The organism is Streptomyces sp. R33 (genome assembly GCF_041200175.1).
Classification (GTDB): Bacteria; Actinomycetota; Actinomycetes; order Streptomycetales; family Streptomycetaceae; genus Streptomyces; species Streptomyces katrae_B.
Map to the genome: position 1 here is coordinate 626,793 of NZ_CP165727.1, position 17,201 is coordinate 643,993.

Genomic DNA, 17,201 nt, shown 5'->3' on the forward strand with positions numbered 1-17,201 from the left:
GCCGGAGCAGGCCGGCCGTGGGGGCGGGGAAGTGCGTGCCGATCACGAGCGTTCCCGTGTCGGCGTACCGCTCGACGAATGCCCGCCGAGTGGCAGCGGCCTGCACACCGTCGGCGTCGGAGAGGCACGCCGCGTCCGGTTCGATGAACTGCACCGGGTGGTGCACGTGGTCACCGGTGATCACGCCACGGTCCCCGCCGGACTCGACCACGACCGCGACCTGGTCGTGGTGAACCTCAACTACCGGCTCGGACCGCTCGGCCTCGTGTCCTGCGCATCGGACGACGGCGCGGAGCACCACAACGTCTGGCTGACCGACCAACTCGCCGCGCTGCGGTGGGTCCAGGACAACATCGCCGCCTTCGGAGGCGATCCCGACAACGTCACCGTCGCCGGCCAGTCCGCCGGTGCCGTTTCCACCGCGGCACTCGCCGGCCACGGCGGTGACGGCCCTCTGTTCCGCCGGGCCATCCTCCAGAGCGTCCCGCTCTCCATGCCCCTGGCCACACCTGACGAGTCCCGTGCCCGCACCGCCGCCTCTCTGGATACCGTCGGTGCGAAGGACGTGGACGAGCTACGGACGGTGCCGTGGCCACGGCTGGTCGAGGCCACGGCCGGACTCCTCGCGGCCACCATGCAATGGGGACACTGGACGGCGCCGTTCATGCCGGTCCTCGACAGCGGGACGGCGGCGCGGCAACCCGTGGACAACCTGCTCGACGGTCCCGGCGCCGACATCGACGTCCTCATCGGCTGGACCGGGGAAGAGTCGGCTTTCACTTTCGCGCTGGGCGAGACGTACGCGTCGGCGACCAAGGAACAGGTGCTCCACCGGGCGCGGGACAGCTTCGGCGACGGCGCGGCGATGCCTACGCGGCGTATGAGGCCGCCCGCCCGGGCGCACGGCCCGTCGACGTCCTCATCGACCTGACCACCGACGAGCTGTTCAGGAAGCCCACCCTGGCGTTCGCGGAGTCGCGGGCGGCGCGGGGACGTCCGGTCTGGGCGTACGAGTTCGTCTTCGACAACTTCGACAAGTGGTCGCACGCGCCGTTCCTGGCGGGAATGGACACGAGGATCAGGGACGGCCTCGCCAGGACCGTGCACCAGGCATGGATCTCGTTCATACGCACCGGCGACCCCAACCATCCCACCATGCCGCGCTGGGACCGGTACCACCGACAGTCCCGCACCACGATGCGCTTCGACGCCGTCACCGCGGCCGTTTCCCATCTCGCCCCGAACTGACGGAGGAACCTAGCCGAGGGGCCCGTCCATGGGCTGCTCCGTCCAGATGGTCTTCCCGGTACGGGTGAACCGGCAGCCCCAACGTTCGGTGAGCTGGGCGACGAGGAACAGGCCACGCCCGCCCTCGTCCGTGTCCCGTGCACGGCGCAGGCGCGGCTGCGTGCTGCTGGGGTCGGACACCTCGCAGACGAGCACCCGGTCGCGGATCAGCCGGAGCCTGACCGGTCCCCCTGCGTAACGGATCGCGTTCGTGACGAGCTCGCTGGCGATGAGCTCCGTCACGAAGCTCAATTCGTCCAACTGCCAGCTGGACAGCTGGCCCACCACCAGCTCACGGGCGTACGCGACGAGGGACAGGTCGGCCTCGAGTTCCCACTCGGCGACCTGGTCGGACGAGAGGGCGTGGGTGCGGGCGAGCAGCAGGGCGACGTCGTCGGAGGGCTCTTGAGGAAGCACGCTGTCGAAGACGCTCTGGCCGATCTCGCCCAGGGGCCGGCTCGAGTTCGCGCCGGCGAGCGCACTCCTCAGCCTGCCCATTCCTTCCTCGATGTCGCCGCCGCGGCTCCCGACGAGTCCGTCCGTGAAGAACGCGAGCATGCTGCCGGGCCGTACACCGAACTCCGTGACCTCGAAGGGCATTCCGCCGACTCCCAGAGGCGGTCCCGGCACCAAGCCTACGAAGACCGGCTCCTCACCAGGCGACACCATGGCCGGCGGCGGATGTCCCGCCGTGGCAGCGACACACCCCCTTGTCACCGGATCGTAGACGGCGTACAGGCACGTCGCTCCGAGCACAGCCGTCTCGGAGCGGGAGGCGCCGGTCATCTCCTCGCCGGAGAGACCGAGCACCAGGTCGTCCAGGTGCGTGAGGAGCTCACCCGGATCCAGATCGAGGTCGGCGAGGGTCTGCACCGCGGTCCGCAGCCGCGCCATGGCCGCGGTGGCATCGAGGCCATGGCCGACTACGTCCCCGACGACGAACGCCACGCGCAACGACGGCAGGGGGATCACGTCGAACCAGTCCCCGCCCACTCCCAGGCCGCCGCCCGCCGGCTGGTAGACGCCCGCCGTCTCCGCGGCGGCGGAGTCCAGGGCCGAGCGAGGCAGCAGGCTTCGCTGCAGGGCGACCGCCGACAGGTGCTCCTTGGTGTAGCGGCGCGCGTTGTCCACGCCGAGCGCGGCCCTGGAGACGACGTCCTGCAGCAGGGCGGCGTCCTCGTCGCCGAACGCGGAAGGCAACTGGCTGCGCCAGACCGTAACGCAGCCGAGGATCAGACCTCGCGCGTAGAGCGGTACCGCGATGGAGGAGTGAGCCCCGCTCGGGACGAACAGCGCCAGGCTCTCCGGATCCACGCCGAGCTCGGCGTGCAGGATGGCGACGTCCGGCACCACCACGGGAAGCCCCTTCATGAGGGGACGCATCAACGTACCGTCCGTTACAGGGGGAAGCGCTTCCCCCACCGCCAGGAGGTCCTCGGCGGATATCTCCGGGCTCTGCGCGGCAGCGGTCCGGCGCAGGCGCACGTCGCCGCTGGTGTCAAGGTGCGGGGGCTCGTCGCCCACCAGCACCTGCTCGGCTATGTCCACGGTCGCCAGGTCGGCGAAATCAGGCACGAGCAGATTCACGAGGGTCTGGGCCATCTCGATCACGTCCAGCGAGGCGCCGATGCCCTCGGCGGCGGCGTGGGACAGCCCCGTCCGGCGTCGCCCCGCATCTCGCTCGGCTGCCTGCGCCGCAGTTTGCGCCGGCGTCACCAGGACGAGCCACTGCGCGTCAGCGCCGAGATCGCCTGGGCTGCGAGCTGCAAGCCGGACAACGGTGCAGGTCAGGGCGACCTTTTGGCCCGCATGATCACCATCCGGAATGGTCACCAGGCGCCCGGCCGGTCCCCCGTCCGTTCCGGCTCGCGGCACCAGCCCCAGAAGGGGCGCACAGGTCTGACCCGGCGAGCAGTCGAGCAGCGTCACAGCCCCTTGAGAACAGGCGACGACCACGCCTGCGTCGTCCAGTACGACCGCTGCCGTTTCGCTGACGGGCACCGAGGCCGGCCTCGGGCCACGATGCTCGGGTTCACGCATGTCGCCTCCACGCACCGTGACCTTCAGTATCTTCCCCGAGCAGAGGCCCGGCGACCCGGGTCCTCGTCCGGGGACCCGTGGCCCTGCCCGGGAGCTGGAGGGGGTGGGCCGCACGGCCGAGGCCCTGGAGTGGGCCGAACGCGGGATACGGGAGGCCGAGTCCGACTGGGGGCCGGATGACGAGCTGGTCGCCTTCGTCTGCGACCGGTACGCGCGGGCCGGCCGCCTGGCCGATGCGGTGACGGTCCGCAGGGATGCGCTGCGGGCCCGTCCGTCCCTGGCCGCCTACCGGCATCTTCGTACCGCGGCCCGCACGGCCGGAACCTGGGAGGGCACCGAGCGCGCGGCCGCCCTGGAGGCACTGAGGGCCTCCGACCAGCCGATGAAGGACCGCTGGTACGGCGGCTCGGTGCTGGTGGACGCGCTCATGGACGATGCCGACCTCGAGGCCGCCTGGCATGCCGCCGCCGACGGATACGCGGACCGGCATCAGTGGCTGGCCCTGGCCGACCGGATCCGGGACGGGCAACCGGCCGACGCGCTGACCGTCTACCTGCGCTGGATCGAGCCACTGCGCAAGGAAACCGGTGATCCCACGTACGAACGCATGACGGAACTGCTGCTCACCGCTCGGCTCCGGGCGGCGGCGGGTCCGGTACGTCATGGTTGTGTCACCGGAGCGGCACAGCGCTGTACCCGCGGGAACTCCTGCCGGGCGCTTCGCCGTGTCCCTCGGCGTGCGGGCCGGCGCGGGACCGGTGGCGATCCTTGGGAGGTTCCCCATGCAGTACACAGCAGGTGTCCGACGGGCCGCGGCCGCGCTGGTGGTCGCAGCGACGGCCACCGCCCTGATGACGGGCTGCACGCCGTCCGGCGAGGCCGAGGCGGCCGACGGGCCTACGCAGTCCGTGCAGTCACCGGCTCCCGGGGCCGCCTCGGGCGGCAGCAGTTCCGGCGGCACCGGTTCGGCGAAGCCCGCCGTCTCGGTCTCCCCCACCGCGTCCGGTGGTAAGGCAAAGCCCTGCGCAATCGACGATGTGAAGGTCACGGAAGCCCGCCAGGCTGCCGTCCGGCCGCCGGGTACGGGAACCGGCGCCGCCGCCGTCGCCGTCACCAACGTCTCGAAGAGCGCCTGCACGCTGAAGGGATTCCCCACCGTCGCGGGTGCGGGCAACGGGTCCCCCGACAAGAACACACCGCTCGCCACGACCCACAGCGGCTCGGCGGCCACGGTGTCCCTGGCCCCGGGTGCCCGCGCCTGGACCAAGCTCACCTTCGTCAACGTGCAGGGCGAGGCCGACGGGTACTGCGAGTCCGGCGCGACGCCCGCCTCGTACCCCACGCTCGTCGTCGGGGTCCCGGGCGCGGGCGCGCACCAGACCGGCCTCGACGACGGAGTCTTCGCCCTGTGCGACAACAAGGCCACGGTCACGGCCTATTCGACGACGAAACCCTCGTGATGCCATGACCGCGCCTCCCATGACGGGCTTATCGGTGACGGGGTAGACCTCGACGATGCCGGCGAACACGCCGGTGTAGGCGTCCGCACGCATGCCTGTGCGGGGATCTCCGGAGGACCGAGTCCCGTTGCCGGGTCGGTGGCCACCAGGCTGAGCCCGTCATGGGACAGGAGGGGGGCGAGGACCCGGGAGATCCCGGCGCCTACCAGGCCGGGCCCCGTGTTCTGGCTCGCGGCGGCATACAGATCATGCGCCAGCCGTCCCGCAGCCAAGAACGTGAGTGGCACAAGATCCCACTATGACGGCGAGGCCGCTTATCGTACGCATGTGCGATTACGGTCCCGGCTCCGGGATGGCCGTTCGTGGCGCAACCCCGGATTTCGGGAGGTCCGCCGAGCTACGGAACGGCGGCCGCGGCACGGCCCCGCTCCGTACGTGGACCCCGGGGGCTGATGGCCCTCGGAACCGGGTGGCATGGCCGGGCGGCTGCAGGCGGTGGCGGGACAGCCCCATGACACGTCGACTCACCGCGGCGACGGCCGACGGCCGCCGCGCCGCCGGTATGCATCCGGGCGAGGCAGCACCGGCCGTCCGCTCTTCTATCAAGATCGACTCTTGGCGTCAAGCCACGTACTCAAGGGGCATGACGCACGCTCCCAGGCAGGGTTTATTTGAAGTACGCCCCCACGGGAAAGCACCGGAGAAACAACAGGCCCAGGAATTTCCCCGGCCTATTCTGCGGGGCGGCTCACCAAACCTTATTCATGCCGAATGGAGATTTCCCATGTTCGAGCGTTTCCCGACCCGTCGTATCGTTCTGGCCGGAGCTTCCCTGGCACTGGTCGGCGGCGGCATCGCCCTCCCCGCGACCGCCATGGCCGCGCCCACCGCCGCCCCGCAGCAGGCCGTCAACCTCCTCCAGGACGACAGCGCCGACGGCATCGGTACCGGCGGCGACGCCAACGCCGAGAACACCACGGTCGGCGGCGAGGCCACGGGCGGCAACGCCAGCACCGGCGTCGGCAACTGCGAGGGCGGGTGCGAGGTCACCACCGGCAACGCCACCGGCGGTGACGCCAGCGCCGACGCCATCAACACCGGCGACGCCACCGCCGTCGGCGGCAACGGCACCGGCACGGGCGGCCAGGTGAACAAGCAGACCATCACGGACCAGCTCAAGGACGAACTCAAGGCCAAGCTCGGCAAGTGAGACCCCACAACCCCACAGCCCCCGGGGAACACTCCCCGGGAGCCGCCCGACACAGCAGACGCCGGAGAGGCCCACCACCTCTCCGGCGCCCGCACGCCCTGCACGGCGCCACTCGTGACCACCGGTGCCACCTTCAACGACCCGACCGACCCGGCCCGGCAGGAAGCGGTGTTCACGCACATCTCCCGCCTGATCGACGGCGCCGTACCCGGGTCGAGCATCAAGGTTTCGATGTACGTCCTCGGATCGGATTGGCTCGCGGGGCGGCTGAGTGCGGCGCACCTGCGCGGGGTGAACGTCGAGGTGATCCTGGACAGCGAGAGCCTCAAGCATCATGCGGGCAGGCCGGGAAGGCGAAGGCGTACTCCTTCCCCCGGTCCGGCTCGGACGTCGTCCTCAACAACACGGTGGACGATCCCGTCAGCGGCCAGCCGGTATGCCACGGAAACTCGGCGGGCTACTACGGCACGGCTGACGGCCGCACGGTGATCCGGATCGCCATGCACCAGATCACTCGCGCCGAGGTGACCGAGGAGCTGTGGGAGCTCGACGAAGCGGGCTGCTACGTCGAAATCGTGTACCGCAAGCTCGACAACAGCGGCACCGCAATCGCCGACCAGCTCGCCAAGCCGACCGAGTTCGGCGGGATCACACGTCACAAGCTGGACGACGACGCGCAAGGCCGTACGGCGACGCACTCCAAGTACCTGCTGATCGAGCGGACTTACAAGGGCCTCCCCGACCAGAAGATCGTCTTCACCGGCAGCCACCCCTGCACGGTGAGCGGGCTCGTCAGCAACGACGAGGCGCTGCTCAAATACCAGGACCGGCGGTGCACGACGCCTACCGGGAGAACTTCCGTGCTCAGCGCACCGTCGCTGACGGCCAGAACGCTTAGCAGTGCAGCAGCAGTGCAGCAGTGCGGGCCGCCACCCGGCGAGGGTGGCGGCCTGCACTGCTGCGCCGGTCAGTGGCTCCTGCCACAGGGTCCGAGTACCGTGTCGGCTCGGGCCGGCCCCTCTAGACGCTCGTGCGTACCGCTGCGGCCGTGCGCTCGGATGCCTCGAGTTTCTCGGGTGCTCCGGGTGCCTCGGATGCCTCGGATGCCTCGGGATTTTCGGGCGTCTCGGTCAGGTTGTTGCGCGACGGCTTGCCGAGGAGCCAGCTCAGCAGCGGACCGGCCATCGCGGTCGTGACCACGGCCATGACGACCATGAGCGAGTAGAGCCCCTTGTCGAGGAAGCCCAGTTGCAGGCCCACGTTGAGGACGATGAGCTCGGTCAGGCCCCGGGTGTTCATCAGCGTGGCGAGGGCAGCGGACTGCCGTACCGGCATCCGGTTCAGCCGGGCGGCCGTGAACGCGCCGATGAACTTGCCGCCGACGGCCACCAGGAGGATCAGCGCCAGAGCGCCCAGCCCGTCCATGTTGAGCCCCGACAGATCGACCTTGAGGCCGGCGACGAGGAAGAACACCGGCAGCAGCAGCGTGCCGTTCATCTCCCCCAGGCGCTCGTGCACCTTCGACCGGAGCTGCTCGGTGCCGGTGCGCGGGAGGATCACGCCGAAGAGGAACGCGCCGAAGATGTAGTGCAGACCCACCCACTCGGTGGCAGCGGCGGACAGCAGCAGGCCCGCGATGATGCACCCGAACACGGTCGGGGTGAGCCGCAGCGCGGGCCGGCGGGCGACGTAGCGCTGCAGCAGCGGGCGCAGGACGAAGAGCATGCCGAGCAGGTAGGGGATCGCGAGCAGGATGCGCCACTGGTCGCCGTCTGCGGAGCCGCTGATGGCGACCACGGCGGCGAGGACCGACCATGCCAGGACGTCGTCGATGGAGGCGCAGGCCAGGGCCACCACGCCCAGCGGGGTGCGTGTCATGTTCCGGTCGGTGAGGATGCGGGCCAGTACCGGGAACGCGGTGATCGACATGGCGATGCCCATGAACAGCATGAACGCCGTCTGGTTGTCGGTGCCGTAGTCGTTCATCAAGTAGAGGGCCAGGACCGTACCGAGGCCGAAGGGCACCACGATGGAGCTGAACGAGATTCCGACGGCAAGGCTTCCGCTGCCGCGTATCAGCTTGGCGTCCCACTCGAGGCCGACGATGAACATGAAGACCGCGACTCCGACCGCGGCCAGCGCGCTGAGCAGTGGCCGGATGGACACGGGGAAGAGGGCGTCGGAGATGGCGCCGTGGAACAGGGTGGGTCCCAGCGCGATGCCGGCGAGGACCTCACCGATCACCGCCGGCTGTCCGAGCCGCCGGGCCAACGCGCCGAGTACGCGTGCCAGGATCACGATGGCGGCGAGGCCGAGGAGGAGTGAGGTGGTCTGATGGGTGTTCATACGGTCCGTCTCCGTAAGGCGGGCTGTCCTTCGACCCGTTGGGGCAGCGTGTGCGGGTAGTCAGGTGCCCGGCGAGGGCCTGGTGCGGTCACCGGGTGGTGGGGGGTACGTGAACCGGGTTGCGGTTCACGGGGCTTCTCAGAAACTGTGCGCCTTCCACGAAGAGCCACGCTGCACTGCCACCGGAGGATGACTCGAGGATCCCTGGCTTTGCCGGGGCGAGGGTGGGGTGGCAGCGGCGGCGGGCCTGGATGCAGGTCTTCTCGTCCGCGCTGATCACGTACTCATCATCGCCGAGCTGTTCGCCCTGCCAGGTGGGCGTAGAGGTCCATCACCCAGGTGGCCGTCAGCCGGAAGCCGGGGCCGGGCCGGGCCGGGGATGGTGATGGTGATGGTGATGAGCGGCGCACGGCGTCCGCATGCAGCCCCGTCTCCCGGGCGATGACCGGTGCAAGAAGGCCACTTGGACGGGGAAAACGCAACTTCGACATGGCCCGCAGAGGCGGCTACGTTTACCTGGTCTTCGCCGACCGCCCACGGTCGCACAGGAGTTCCTTCACGCTGAGCCACCCGCGACGGCATGAGTGGTCACGCCCCACGAATCCTCGTCCCCATGGGCAAGCCGCCGAACCGGGTCCACACCAGCCACCCCCAGCCAGGGAGAGACACTTGCCCCATCTTGCGCTGTACACATTCGGCGTCCTGAAGTCACCTCTCGCCGATCCCGCACCTCTCACGCGCGAGTTCTACGACATTGGTGAGTCCGTCTACCGGAAGATCAGTGAGCACCCCGGATACCTCGCGCGTGCTGAAGCGGCAGGCGGTGACCGGGGCATGCTCTTCGAGGCGGACTGGGGTGCATGGGGAGAGTTCGCCGTACCGACCTGGTACGGCAAGGGCCGTACGGTGGAAACCACCGCCCTGGCCGCGACGCTCTCACTCTGGACCGGCCTGCGCCCCGCCTTCGACGCCATCTACACCGGTCTGCACCGTGAGGCGCTGAACAGGCGTTACGACTGGTTCGAGAGGACAGGGCTCCCGAATTACGTGTGCTGGTGGGTCTCCGACGGCGTGATACCCACCTGGCAGGACGGGGTTTCCAGGCTGGAACACCTCCATGACCACGGCCCCGCGCCGCACGCCTTCACCTTCCACCACTCGTTCGCCCCGGAGGGAACTCCGACCAGGATCAAAGGCATCGGGCCGAAGAGCGACGAGGTTCGCTGACAGGGAAGCCTGATGACGGAGCCGAGCACCAAGGCGCTGAGGATCTCTTCCGCGTGCTGTTACGGCGCTCGTTGCACGTCCGGCCCGGAACCCCGTGGGTTCCGGGCCGGCACTGCGGGCGGCGTCAGCCCTTGGCGGAGAAGATCCTCGTGAAGAGGTCTTCGTCCTCATCCTCGTCGCTTCCGGGCATCACTGCCCCGTCGGCGTGCTCGGCGTGCTCGGCGTGCTCGGAGTGCTCGGCGGGCTCGGCCGGCTCGGCGCGCTCGGCGCGCTCGAAGGCCACGGCGACAGCCTTGATGTCGCCGACCTTCTCACCCGGGCCGGCGGCTACGACCGGCTCACCGCTGCACGTGGCGTTGTCGAAGAGCAGGGCGACCATGTCGGAGTCGTTGGCAATCTCCTGGACGGCGCCGTCGGTGACCGCCAGCTCGTGACACGTGCCCTCGGTCAAGTCGCTGATCTGCGCCTGCTGGCTCTCTCCGTCCTTGAGGAAGACATAGTTGAAGGACTGACCGTCGTCGGCGAACGCCTGGGCGCCGACGGGGAGAGTGAGCGCGAGGGCTCCGGCGAGGGCGACGGCTGCGGTACGAATACGCATGGGGATTCCATTCTTCCGTGTTGTGGATGCCGGTCGGCTGACACCCATCCGGAGCCTAGGAGTACGCCTTGCCCGAGAGCGGGACCTTGCGGTGGCACGGTCGGAGGTTCACCCGAGTTGCCCTGGCACATCCCACTTACGGCCTCGATCTTGGTCATGGGCGAGGCTGGGCGCATGGAGATCAGAAAGGGCCAGAAGGGCGATGCCATCGAGGTTGCGACGCTGCGCGCCGGAAGTTGGCGCACCGGGTTCGGGACCGGCGGCCGGCTCTTGGTGCACGCCCTGGCCTGGGCCGCCGAGGAGCACCCCGCCAGGCCGGTCTACCTGGAAGTGCTGCGCGCCAACACCCGCGCCATCGCCTTCTACGAACGGCATGGCGCCCTTCGCACCTGGTGGTGTCGGCGACCGCTCCGGATGCCGGGGGCGACTTCGAGAACGGCCGGGTCATCGACCGGCGGCGGCGGATCGTGGTGTGCGGCTCGTCCGATCTCGGCGGGACGGGTGGTGTGCAGTGGCGAGTGCAGCCCGTCGTCCTCAGCCGCCTTCACGGCGACACTCCGAGGGAAAGTGATGTCACACCATCATGACAGGTCAGATGATGTTTTCGTAGGAGGAACAGCACAGGGAGCCAGCCTTGTTCGGCCCTCTCCGGGGCACCCAGAATCCCCGTTGTGAATCACTGGGGAAAGTCGATCAGGACGACATCGTGCGAGCGCGGAATGTGCTGCTCGCCTCGGGACGCCGCACGCCGCGCGAGGAAGCCGATGCCTACCGCGTGCTCGCTCAGGTCAGCCCCGCCGCGTACCTACCGCTCTTGGCCAAGGCCCTGCAACGTCTGAGCTACGACACCGGCTCCGGGAAAAGGCATGCATCCGCTCTGGCGCTGTGCGAGGAAGCGGTGGCCGCGGCGCGGTCCATCGATCCGGCCGAACCGGCCCGCGCGGACGTTCTGTACGACGCCCTTAACACGTGCCAGAGAGAGCTGTACACAATAGGCCGACGCGCCGACGGACTCGCCATGCGCGCCGAGATGCTCGCCATCAGCCGTGCACAGGCCGAACTGTCCGGAGATCCCGTGGTCATGGGGCTGCATGAGTGGGCTGCCGGACTCTCCGAGGAAGGCCGGTATGCCGAGGCCGCCGATGCCATGTTCGCGTTGGTCGCAGCGATCCTGCCCGACGCGCCCCGCAGCGGGGCTCTCGCCTGGTCGCTCCTGGCGTGGATCGCCGCTCTCCATGACGCCGGTCGCTCCGGCGAAGCACTCGCCGCGTTCGAGACACTCGTCAACATGGAAGCGGCCGAAGCCGCGCACGACGGCGACCCGGCAGCCTGCCATCTCAACTCGCTCATCGGGTACGCACAGATGCTCGACGCCCACGGCCTTCTCCGGCGCCGGAAGCGATCGGCCTGCGCCCGATGGACCGCGTCCGCCCTCGGGGGCTGCGCCCATGCAGTGGTCGCCCGATGTCAGGCAGCGCTACTTGGACAGCCGTCATGCCCTCCGCGAAGAGGTGGACGCCCTCGCTCCGCGAGCCGCCGAAGATCCGGACCAACACCTGGCCGAACTGGTCCGCCTGCATCGGGTCCTCACCATCCGCTCCGCCGGCTACTGGGAGAACCGCACCCACCTGTTCGCGGATCAAGTGCGCTCCCTGTTCGACGACGGAGTGAGCCTGGCCCGCCGACTGTCTCAGCACGACCCGGCGGAAGGAACGCGAACACTGGCCGCCATCCTGATCGACCGATCGACCTTCCACACCGCCACCAGCGAGTTCAAGCCCGCCCTCGAGGACTTCCGCCAAGCCCTGAGCTACCTGGGGGAGGCCAACCAACCTTTGCGTCGACCGCTTCCACCAGCGTGACCATGGCCTCGACCGCCTCGTCGTCCGTGAGCCCTTGCTCCCGGCACAGAGAGCGCCACGTCGAGAACGAAGCGGCATGCCCGATCACCGCCCGCCGGAGCGGGGCGTCGGCCTCAGACCAGGCACCGGCCAGCACCTCGACGTACTTTCGGCCCATCTCCGCTCGAGCGTCGCGGACCGACTCGGGTACGGCGTGCTGGTCGCGGATGACCAGCGTCAGCATCTGCTCGCCCGCGCGATAGAAGCGGTAGAGGTCGGCGAGCCCGGCCGTCAGCCGCTCGAGCGGACTCTCGAACGCACTCCACCGTTCGGGCCGGGGCAACTGCTGCCGCGACAGCCAGTGCCCTGAACACGCCTCGAACAGGGCCTTCTCATCCGGAAAATGCCGGTACACGGTCAGCCGGGTGACGCCGGCACGCTCGGCGATCGCTGCGATGCTCGTCGACGCCGGGCCGGCCGTGCCGTGCAGATGCACGGCGGCTTCGATGATGCGCTGCCGCGTCCGGCCGACATCCTCGGCGCGTTTGCGCATCTCATAGCCACGCGGTGTCGTCGAACGCTGCTGATCACCCAATTGTTGACGTCCTGGCGTATGCGGTGGAGACTTTTTAAGAGAACACCAGTGTATCTCCAAATTCTGTCGAGGAGTGATCGCCATGACAGAGCCGCTGGCCCCGCCGCTCACCATCGTTCACCCGGGAGAGGGCTCCGAGGGTTTCCTCGGCTCGATCGGCGTCGCCTTCAAGCTATGGGGGGAAGACACCGGCGGCGCAGTCTCCGTCGTTGAGCACCCCTTCCCGGTCGGGGCACTGGTGCCGCCGCACCTGCACACCCGAGAGGACGAGTACTCGATCGTCACCGAAGGCGAGATCGGGTTCCGTTCCGGCGACCGTGAAACCGTTCTGGGCGCCGGCGGCTACATCACCAAGCCGCGCGGGGAACTGCACACGATGTGGAACGCCGGGTCCGTCCCCGCCCGAATGATCGAGATCATCAGCCCGGCCGGATTCGAACACTTCTTCCGCGAGGTGGCCGAGATGCTCGCCGACGGGCAGCCGCCGGCCGAGGACGCGATACCGGTGCTCGCCGCCAAGTACGGGCTCGTGCTCGGGCGGCCCGCCTGGCTGCCCGACGTCATCTCCAGGTTCGGCCTGACGCCCCCGCCAGGCCTCTGACCGAGGCGCGGGGCTCCACGGGACCAGGCGGCCGACGTCCCTTGCTCGCGGTCGAGGCCAGGAACGCCGAGCCGGGCTCAGCACCGGCTCAACGACCTCACGGAGCCCTACATGGCACGCTCCTGAACGGTATCGCGGGATTCCCGGTGATCTCGATCGTCGGCCGCAGCGGCGGCACGCAGCGCCGCCTCGACCCGGCGGTTCCTGGTCATGGTCGACGTGACGGCGGTCATGGTGAGGAGGAGGCCGGCTGCGGTGTAGAGCGGGGTGCGCACGTCGTAGGTGGTGGCCAGCCAGCCGCCGAGGAAGGCGCCGAAGGGGGCGGCGCACATGCCGAGCATGCGGGACGTGGAGGCGACCCGGCCCATCAGACGGGCGGGGACGATCGCCTGCCTGAGGGAGGGGCCGAGCACCATCGTGGCGCCCATGCCCGCTCCGCAGATGGCGAGCGCGAGGCCGGCGACGTACGGGTTCGGGGCGGCGGCCAGGCCCAGGATGGCGAGTCCCTCGACCGCGGCCGTGCAGGTCAGCGCGGCGCCGGTGCCGAGTCGTCGGCCGAGGAAGGAGGCGATGCCCGCGCCGAGCAGACCGCCGGTGGCCTCCGCCGTGAGGAGCAGGCCGAAGCCGAAGGTGTCGATGCCGAGACGGTCGTGCGCGAAGAGGGCGAGTACGGTCTCCACCGCGAGGAAGGCGATGTTCCCGACCGCGGGACGCAGCGCGAGCCCGAGCAGCAACTGATCCCGCAATACGTACGAGGCGCCGGCCCGCGCCTGCCGCAACAGCGACTCACGGGCCTGCGGTACGGGCCGGGGTGCGGCAGGCAGCGACCGAACGAGCAGTGCGGAGAGCGCGAACGAGACCGCGTCGGCGAGCAGCGGGACCGCCCGCCCGAGCGCGAGCAGGGCACTGCCCGCAGGCGGCCCGGCGAACCCGGACGCGGCGGTCTGGGTGCCGCGCAGGCGGGAGTTGGCGCGCTCCAGGAGCGCGGGGTCGCGGCCGAGCAGATCCGGCAGATAGGCCGTGGCGGCCGTGTCGAAGAAGAGTCCGCCGAGAGCGAGGAGGAAGGCGACGGCCGCGAGCAGCGGAATGCTCAGCACGTCGAGCGCGGCCGCTGCCACCGGCATCGCGAGCAGCACCGCACGCGCCGCGTCCGTGACCCACATCGTGCGCCGACGGTCCCAGCGGTCCACCAGCGCGCCGCCGAGCACCCCGAAGAGCAGCCACGGCAGCGTCCCGGCGGCCGTGACGACGGCGAGCGCCATGGGATCCCGCGTCAACGTCAACGCGAGCAGCGGCAGCGCTGCATGCGTCACCCCGTCACCGAGCGAGGACACCGTCTGCGCAGTCCACAGCCGCCCGAAACCGGTCGGCACCTTCCGAACGTCTGAAGTCACTTGGCGTCCCCTTCGGCCTGCGCGCGCGATGCCGGGTGGAACAGTGCGAAGACGAGAGACGCGTCCGGCAGCGACGGATCGGACAGCTCTCGGTACTCGTCCGCCAGCGCCTGCAGCCGCGCCCCCAGCTCCGCGAACTGCTCCTCGGTGAGCCGCAGGTGCGCCATCCGCACGTGCCGCTCGCCATCGGCCGGCGCTGCCTCCAGGTCCGCCACCGCATGCCGCATCAGCACATCCGGCCCTCCCTCGCCCGGATCCGGCAGTACAAGGGCCCGCGCGGCCATTGCGTAGTACCGCTCGGTGACCCCCCGGACCTTCCGCGTCCGTACCACCTTCACCAGGCCGGCCCGCTCCAGCAGCCGTACGTGGTAGCTGGAACTCCCCTTCGCAAGGCCCACCCGCTCGGCGATCTGCGTGATCGTCGCGGGCTCGAAGCGGAGGACGGCCATGATCCGGTGCCGCGTGAGATTCGAAACGGCGCGCAGCTGCTCGTCGGTGGTGACGTGGAACGTCTCGGGAAGATCATCGGTAGGCATGCCCCCAATGGTCAACGACTCTTGACCATTGGGCAAGGGGATTTTCGCTTCTCATGCCGAAGCGCCGGCCCCCAGGCGTGGGAACCGGCGCCGTACGGGCCGGAAAAGGACGTGAGGCGCTCCGGAACAGAGCGTGGTGACCGCCGGGCTCTGGCCTCACCAGGCCAGCGGGAGCGCCTCCGGGCCCCGGTTGATGGTGCCCCGACGCCAGCGCACCTCTTCGGGCGGCACCGCAAGCCGCAGCCCCGGCGCCTTGCGCAGCAGCGTCGACAGCACCGCGTGGCACTGGATCCTGGTGAGCGCAGCGCCGAGACAGTAGTGCGGACCGTGGCCGAAGGCGAGGTTCGGTGCCTCGGTACGAGTGAGGTCGAGCCGGTCGGGATGGGTGAAGACCGCCGGGTCGCGGTCGGCGGCCAGGTAGGACACGTATACGGCGTCCCCTGCCGGGATGGTGACGCCACCGACCGTCACGTCCTCCGTGGCGATCCGCGGCATGCCGACACCGCACCGCTGCGGGATGAACCGGAGCAGCTCCTCGACCGCCGAGGGGAGCAGCCCGGGGTCCGCCTGCAACGCCGCCAGCTGCTCCGGGTGCGTGAGCAGGGCGTAGACCATGCTCGTGCACTGGTTGCGGACCTGGTCGAGCGCGTTGAGCACGATCATGACCGACAGGGAGACCAGCTCGGCCCTGCTCAGGTCTCCGCGGGCCTCGGCGGCCGCGAGTTCGCTGAACAGGTCGTCGCCCGGTTCTCGGAGCCGGTGGTCGGCCAACTGCCGGAAGTAGGCGGCGATATCGGACTTGACCGTGCTGGTCTGCGTCACGGGGACATCGGTGGACAGGATGACCGCCCGCCACTGCTGGAGTCGTCCGAGGTCCGCGCGCGGGACGCCCAGCAGCTTGCCGATGACCCGTTCGGGCAGGGGTCCGCTCACGTACTCGGCAAGGTCCGCCGGTGCCGGGCGGCTCATCATGGTGTCGACCAGCCGTTCCACGGTCGCCTCGGTCTCGGCCCGCAGGGCGGCCGCACGCTTGCGGTTGAACGCTTGCGCGACGAGGCGGCGCAGCCGCGTGTGGTCGGGGGCGTCGGTGCGGCCGATGCCCCGGGCGGGAGCGACGTTGTGGGGTGTCATGCCGGTCACCGGACGGTCGACGGTGAGCGCACGGCTGAACCGCGGATCGGAGGTCACCTCCTTGACGTACTCGTAGCGGGTCACCAGCCAGGCGTGGCCTTCGCCGTACCGCATCCGGACCAGCGCGACGGGCTCTTCACGGACGAGCCGGTGCAGGAGGGGGTCGAAGTCGAGGGCGTCGAGGTGTTCCACCGGCCAGTAGTGCACGGTCGTCGGGCCGGCGGGGCCAAGGGGTTCCCCGCTCCTCGCGTGCGGCAGCGCAGCGGCCGTTTCGGCGGTCGGCGGGCGTACGGCTTCCTTCACCGGGGCGGCCTCCTGCGAGGCCGCCGACGCGGGGACGGCCGGTGCCGGAACAGCCTGTGGCGGGATGTGCCGCAAGGGGGTGAGCTGTTCGATGTCGTAGCGGATCCGGAGCCTCTCCACGGCCGACTGGTCGATCTCGCCGCCGCTGTTCAGCAGCTCGAGCAGCTCCTCGAAGTAGCGCTCGTGGTCCGGGGGTGGAGCTGCCTGGAGCAGCATCCTGGCGGGGCTGCCGGTCGGGTTGGCGAAGGCGTGCGGGCATCCGGGCGGCACCAGGATCATCGTGCCGGCCGTGGCCCGTACGTGTCGCCTGCCGGAGGGGGACTCCCACTCCCGCCAGTCGTCCCGGGTCCGGACCTTCGGCTCGAACGCCATCACATCGAGTTCGCCTTCGATGAGGTAGAAGAGTTCCTCACTGCGGCTGTGGGCGTGGGCACCGACGTCGAAGCCGGGTGGCACCGTCACCTCGAAGGTGGACGCGACGGCCGAGTGGGCGCCCGTCACCTTGAACGTCACTTCCTGCGCGGCTGTCTTGATGGTCCGGCCACCGCCGGGCGGCACGATCAGGCCCTCGGTGCGGACGGTGTCGCACTCGTACACGGTTGTCTCCCTCGGGTATCGGTCCGGTCGCCGGG

At 69.9% G+C, this 17,201-nt stretch carries 18 protein-coding genes; 10 read left to right on the top strand and 8 right to left on the bottom strand.

Going from position 1 to position 17,201, the window contains the following annotated elements:
- The first annotated feature begins 31 nt into the window (after positions 1-31).
- Together AB5J51_RS03250 and AB5J51_RS03255 are read left to right on the top strand one after the other, a co-directional pair.
- Positions 32-931, top strand: coding sequence for a carboxylesterase family protein (locus AB5J51_RS03250; RefSeq protein ID WP_369776746.1), 900 nt, complete (start codon positions 32-34; stop codon positions 929-931).
- A gap of 11 nt (positions 932-942) precedes the next feature.
- Positions 943-1,248: a hypothetical protein gene (locus tag AB5J51_RS03255; protein WP_369780206.1), complete on the top strand. Its 306-nt coding sequence runs from the start codon at positions 943-945 to the stop codon at positions 1,246-1,248.
- Positions 1,249-1,257: 9 nt separating this feature from the next.
- Here the strand turns inward: AB5J51_RS03255 and AB5J51_RS03260 are convergent, their stop codons facing one another.
- Positions 1,258-3,003 carry a SpoIIE family protein phosphatase gene (locus AB5J51_RS03260; protein ID WP_369776747.1) on the bottom strand — a complete coding sequence of 582 codons (1,746 nt, stop codon included), beginning with the start codon at positions 3,001-3,003 and terminating at the stop codon, positions 1,258-1,260.
- A 427-nt stretch (positions 3,004-3,430) separates the two neighbouring features.
- On the opposite strand from AB5J51_RS03260, the gene AB5J51_RS03265 reads away from it, so the two are divergent.
- The 4 genes from AB5J51_RS03265 to AB5J51_RS03280 all read left to right on the top strand — a co-directional run bounded on the left by AB5J51_RS03265 (position 3,431) and on the right by AB5J51_RS03280 (position 6,486).
- The gene (locus tag AB5J51_RS03265; RefSeq protein ID WP_369776748.1) at positions 3,431-4,339 is read left to right on the top strand and encodes a hypothetical protein; all 909 of its coding nucleotides are present in this window, start codon (positions 3,431-3,433) and stop codon (positions 4,337-4,339) included.
- Between the two features lie 16 nt (positions 4,340-4,355).
- Positions 4,356-4,787 (top strand): DUF4232 domain-containing protein, encoded by a 432-nt coding sequence (locus AB5J51_RS03270; RefSeq protein WP_369780207.1) that lies wholly within the window; start codon positions 4,356-4,358, stop codon positions 4,785-4,787.
- A gap of 784 nt (positions 4,788-5,571) precedes the next feature.
- Positions 5,572-5,997 carry a hypothetical protein gene (locus tag AB5J51_RS03275; RefSeq protein WP_369776749.1) on the top strand — a complete coding sequence of 142 codons (426 nt, stop codon included), beginning with the start codon at positions 5,572-5,574 and terminating at the stop codon, positions 5,995-5,997.
- Between the two features lie 114 nt (positions 5,998-6,111).
- Positions 6,112-6,486 carry a hypothetical protein gene (locus tag AB5J51_RS03280; RefSeq protein WP_369776751.1) on the top strand — a complete coding sequence of 125 codons (375 nt, stop codon included), beginning with the start codon at positions 6,112-6,114 and terminating at the stop codon, positions 6,484-6,486.
- Positions 6,487-7,017: 531 nt separating this feature from the next.
- Here AB5J51_RS03280 and AB5J51_RS03285 read toward each other — a convergent pair.
- Positions 7,018-8,343, bottom strand: coding sequence for a cation:proton antiporter (locus AB5J51_RS03285; protein ID WP_369776752.1), 1,326 nt, complete (start codon positions 8,341-8,343; stop codon positions 7,018-7,020).
- Positions 8,344-9,012: 669 nt separating this feature from the next.
- Between AB5J51_RS03285 and AB5J51_RS03290 the strand changes: the two genes are divergently transcribed.
- The gene (locus AB5J51_RS03290) at positions 9,013-9,570 is read left to right on the top strand and encodes a DUF3291 domain-containing protein (RefSeq protein WP_136226610.1); all 558 of its coding nucleotides are present in this window, start codon (positions 9,013-9,015) and stop codon (positions 9,568-9,570) included.
- Between the two features lie 124 nt (positions 9,571-9,694).
- On the opposite strand, the gene AB5J51_RS03295 is transcribed toward AB5J51_RS03290, so the two are convergent.
- A complete protein-coding gene (locus AB5J51_RS03295) occupies positions 9,695-10,168 on the bottom strand; it encodes a hypothetical protein (protein ID WP_369776753.1) in 474 nt (157 codons plus the stop codon).
- Between the two features lie 174 nt (positions 10,169-10,342).
- On the opposite strand from AB5J51_RS03295, the gene AB5J51_RS03300 reads away from it, so the two are divergent.
- On the top strand, positions 10,343-10,843 hold the full coding sequence (locus AB5J51_RS03300) for a GNAT family N-acetyltransferase (RefSeq protein WP_369776754.1): 501 nt from the start codon (positions 10,343-10,345) through the stop codon (positions 10,841-10,843).
- 130 nt (positions 10,844-10,973) lie between these two features.
- Here AB5J51_RS03300 and AB5J51_RS03305 read toward each other — a convergent pair whose 3' ends face one another.
- Positions 10,974-11,546 (bottom strand): hypothetical protein, encoded by a 573-nt coding sequence (locus tag AB5J51_RS03305; protein ID WP_369776755.1) that lies wholly within the window; start codon positions 11,544-11,546, stop codon positions 10,974-10,976.
- A 70-nt stretch (positions 11,547-11,616) separates the two neighbouring features.
- On the opposite strand from AB5J51_RS03305, the gene AB5J51_RS03310 reads away from it, so the two are divergent.
- Positions 11,617-12,030, top strand: a complete 414-nt coding sequence (locus AB5J51_RS03310; protein ID WP_369776756.1) for a hypothetical protein — start codon at positions 11,617-11,619, stop codon at positions 12,028-12,030.
- On the opposite strand, the gene AB5J51_RS03315 is transcribed toward AB5J51_RS03310, so the two are convergent.
- Positions 11,942-12,604, bottom strand: coding sequence for a TetR/AcrR family transcriptional regulator (locus tag AB5J51_RS03315; protein ID WP_369776757.1), 663 nt, complete (start codon positions 12,602-12,604; stop codon positions 11,942-11,944). The genes AB5J51_RS03310 and AB5J51_RS03315 overlap by 89 nt on opposite strands.
- 82 nt (positions 12,605-12,686) lie before the next feature.
- On the opposite strand from AB5J51_RS03315, the gene AB5J51_RS03320 reads away from it, so the two are divergent.
- The gene (locus tag AB5J51_RS03320; RefSeq protein ID WP_369776758.1) at positions 12,687-13,205 is read left to right on the top strand and encodes a cupin domain-containing protein; all 519 of its coding nucleotides are present in this window, start codon (positions 12,687-12,689) and stop codon (positions 13,203-13,205) included.
- A gap of 107 nt (positions 13,206-13,312) precedes the next feature.
- On the opposite strand, the gene AB5J51_RS03325 is transcribed toward AB5J51_RS03320, so the two are convergent.
- From AB5J51_RS03325 to AB5J51_RS03335, 3 genes are all read right to left on the bottom strand, one after another.
- Positions 13,313-14,599, bottom strand: coding sequence for an MFS transporter (locus AB5J51_RS03325; RefSeq protein ID WP_369776759.1), 1,287 nt, complete (start codon positions 14,597-14,599; stop codon positions 13,313-13,315).
- A complete protein-coding gene (locus tag AB5J51_RS03330) occupies positions 14,596-15,135 on the bottom strand; it encodes a transcriptional regulator (protein WP_053787979.1) in 540 nt (179 codons plus the stop codon). The genes AB5J51_RS03325 and AB5J51_RS03330 overlap by 4 nt, the downstream gene beginning before the upstream one ends.
- A 156-nt stretch (positions 15,136-15,291) precedes the next feature.
- A complete protein-coding gene (locus AB5J51_RS03335) occupies positions 15,292-17,166 on the bottom strand; it encodes a cytochrome P450 (RefSeq protein ID WP_369776760.1) in 1,875 nt (624 codons plus the stop codon).
- Between the last annotated feature and the right edge of the window lie 35 nt (positions 17,167-17,201).

Excerpts from the sequence above, each read along its gene's own strand:
- AB5J51_RS03275 (WP_369776749.1), top strand. The coding sequence starts at position 5,572 with ATGTTCGAGCGTTTCCCGACCCGTCGTATCGTTCTGGCCGGAGCTTCC.
- AB5J51_RS03285 (WP_369776752.1), bottom strand. The coding sequence starts at position 8,343 with ATGAACACCCATCAGACCACCTCACTCCTCCTCGGCCTCGCCGCCATC.
- AB5J51_RS03295 (WP_369776753.1), bottom strand. The coding sequence starts at position 10,168 with ATGCGTATTCGTACCGCAGCCGTCGCCCTCGCCGGAGCCCTCGCGCTC.
- AB5J51_RS03300 (WP_369776754.1), top strand. The coding sequence starts at position 10,343 with ATGGAGATCAGAAAGGGCCAGAAGGGCGATGCCATCGAGGTTGCGACG.
- AB5J51_RS03310 (WP_369776756.1), top strand. The coding sequence starts at position 11,617 with ATGCAGTGGTCGCCCGATGTCAGGCAGCGCTACTTGGACAGCCGTCAT.
- AB5J51_RS03320 (WP_369776758.1), top strand. The coding sequence starts at position 12,687 with ATGACAGAGCCGCTGGCCCCGCCGCTCACCATCGTTCACCCGGGAGAG.
- AB5J51_RS03330 (WP_053787979.1), bottom strand. The coding sequence starts at position 15,135 with ATGCCTACCGATGATCTTCCCGAGACGTTCCACGTCACCACCGACGAG.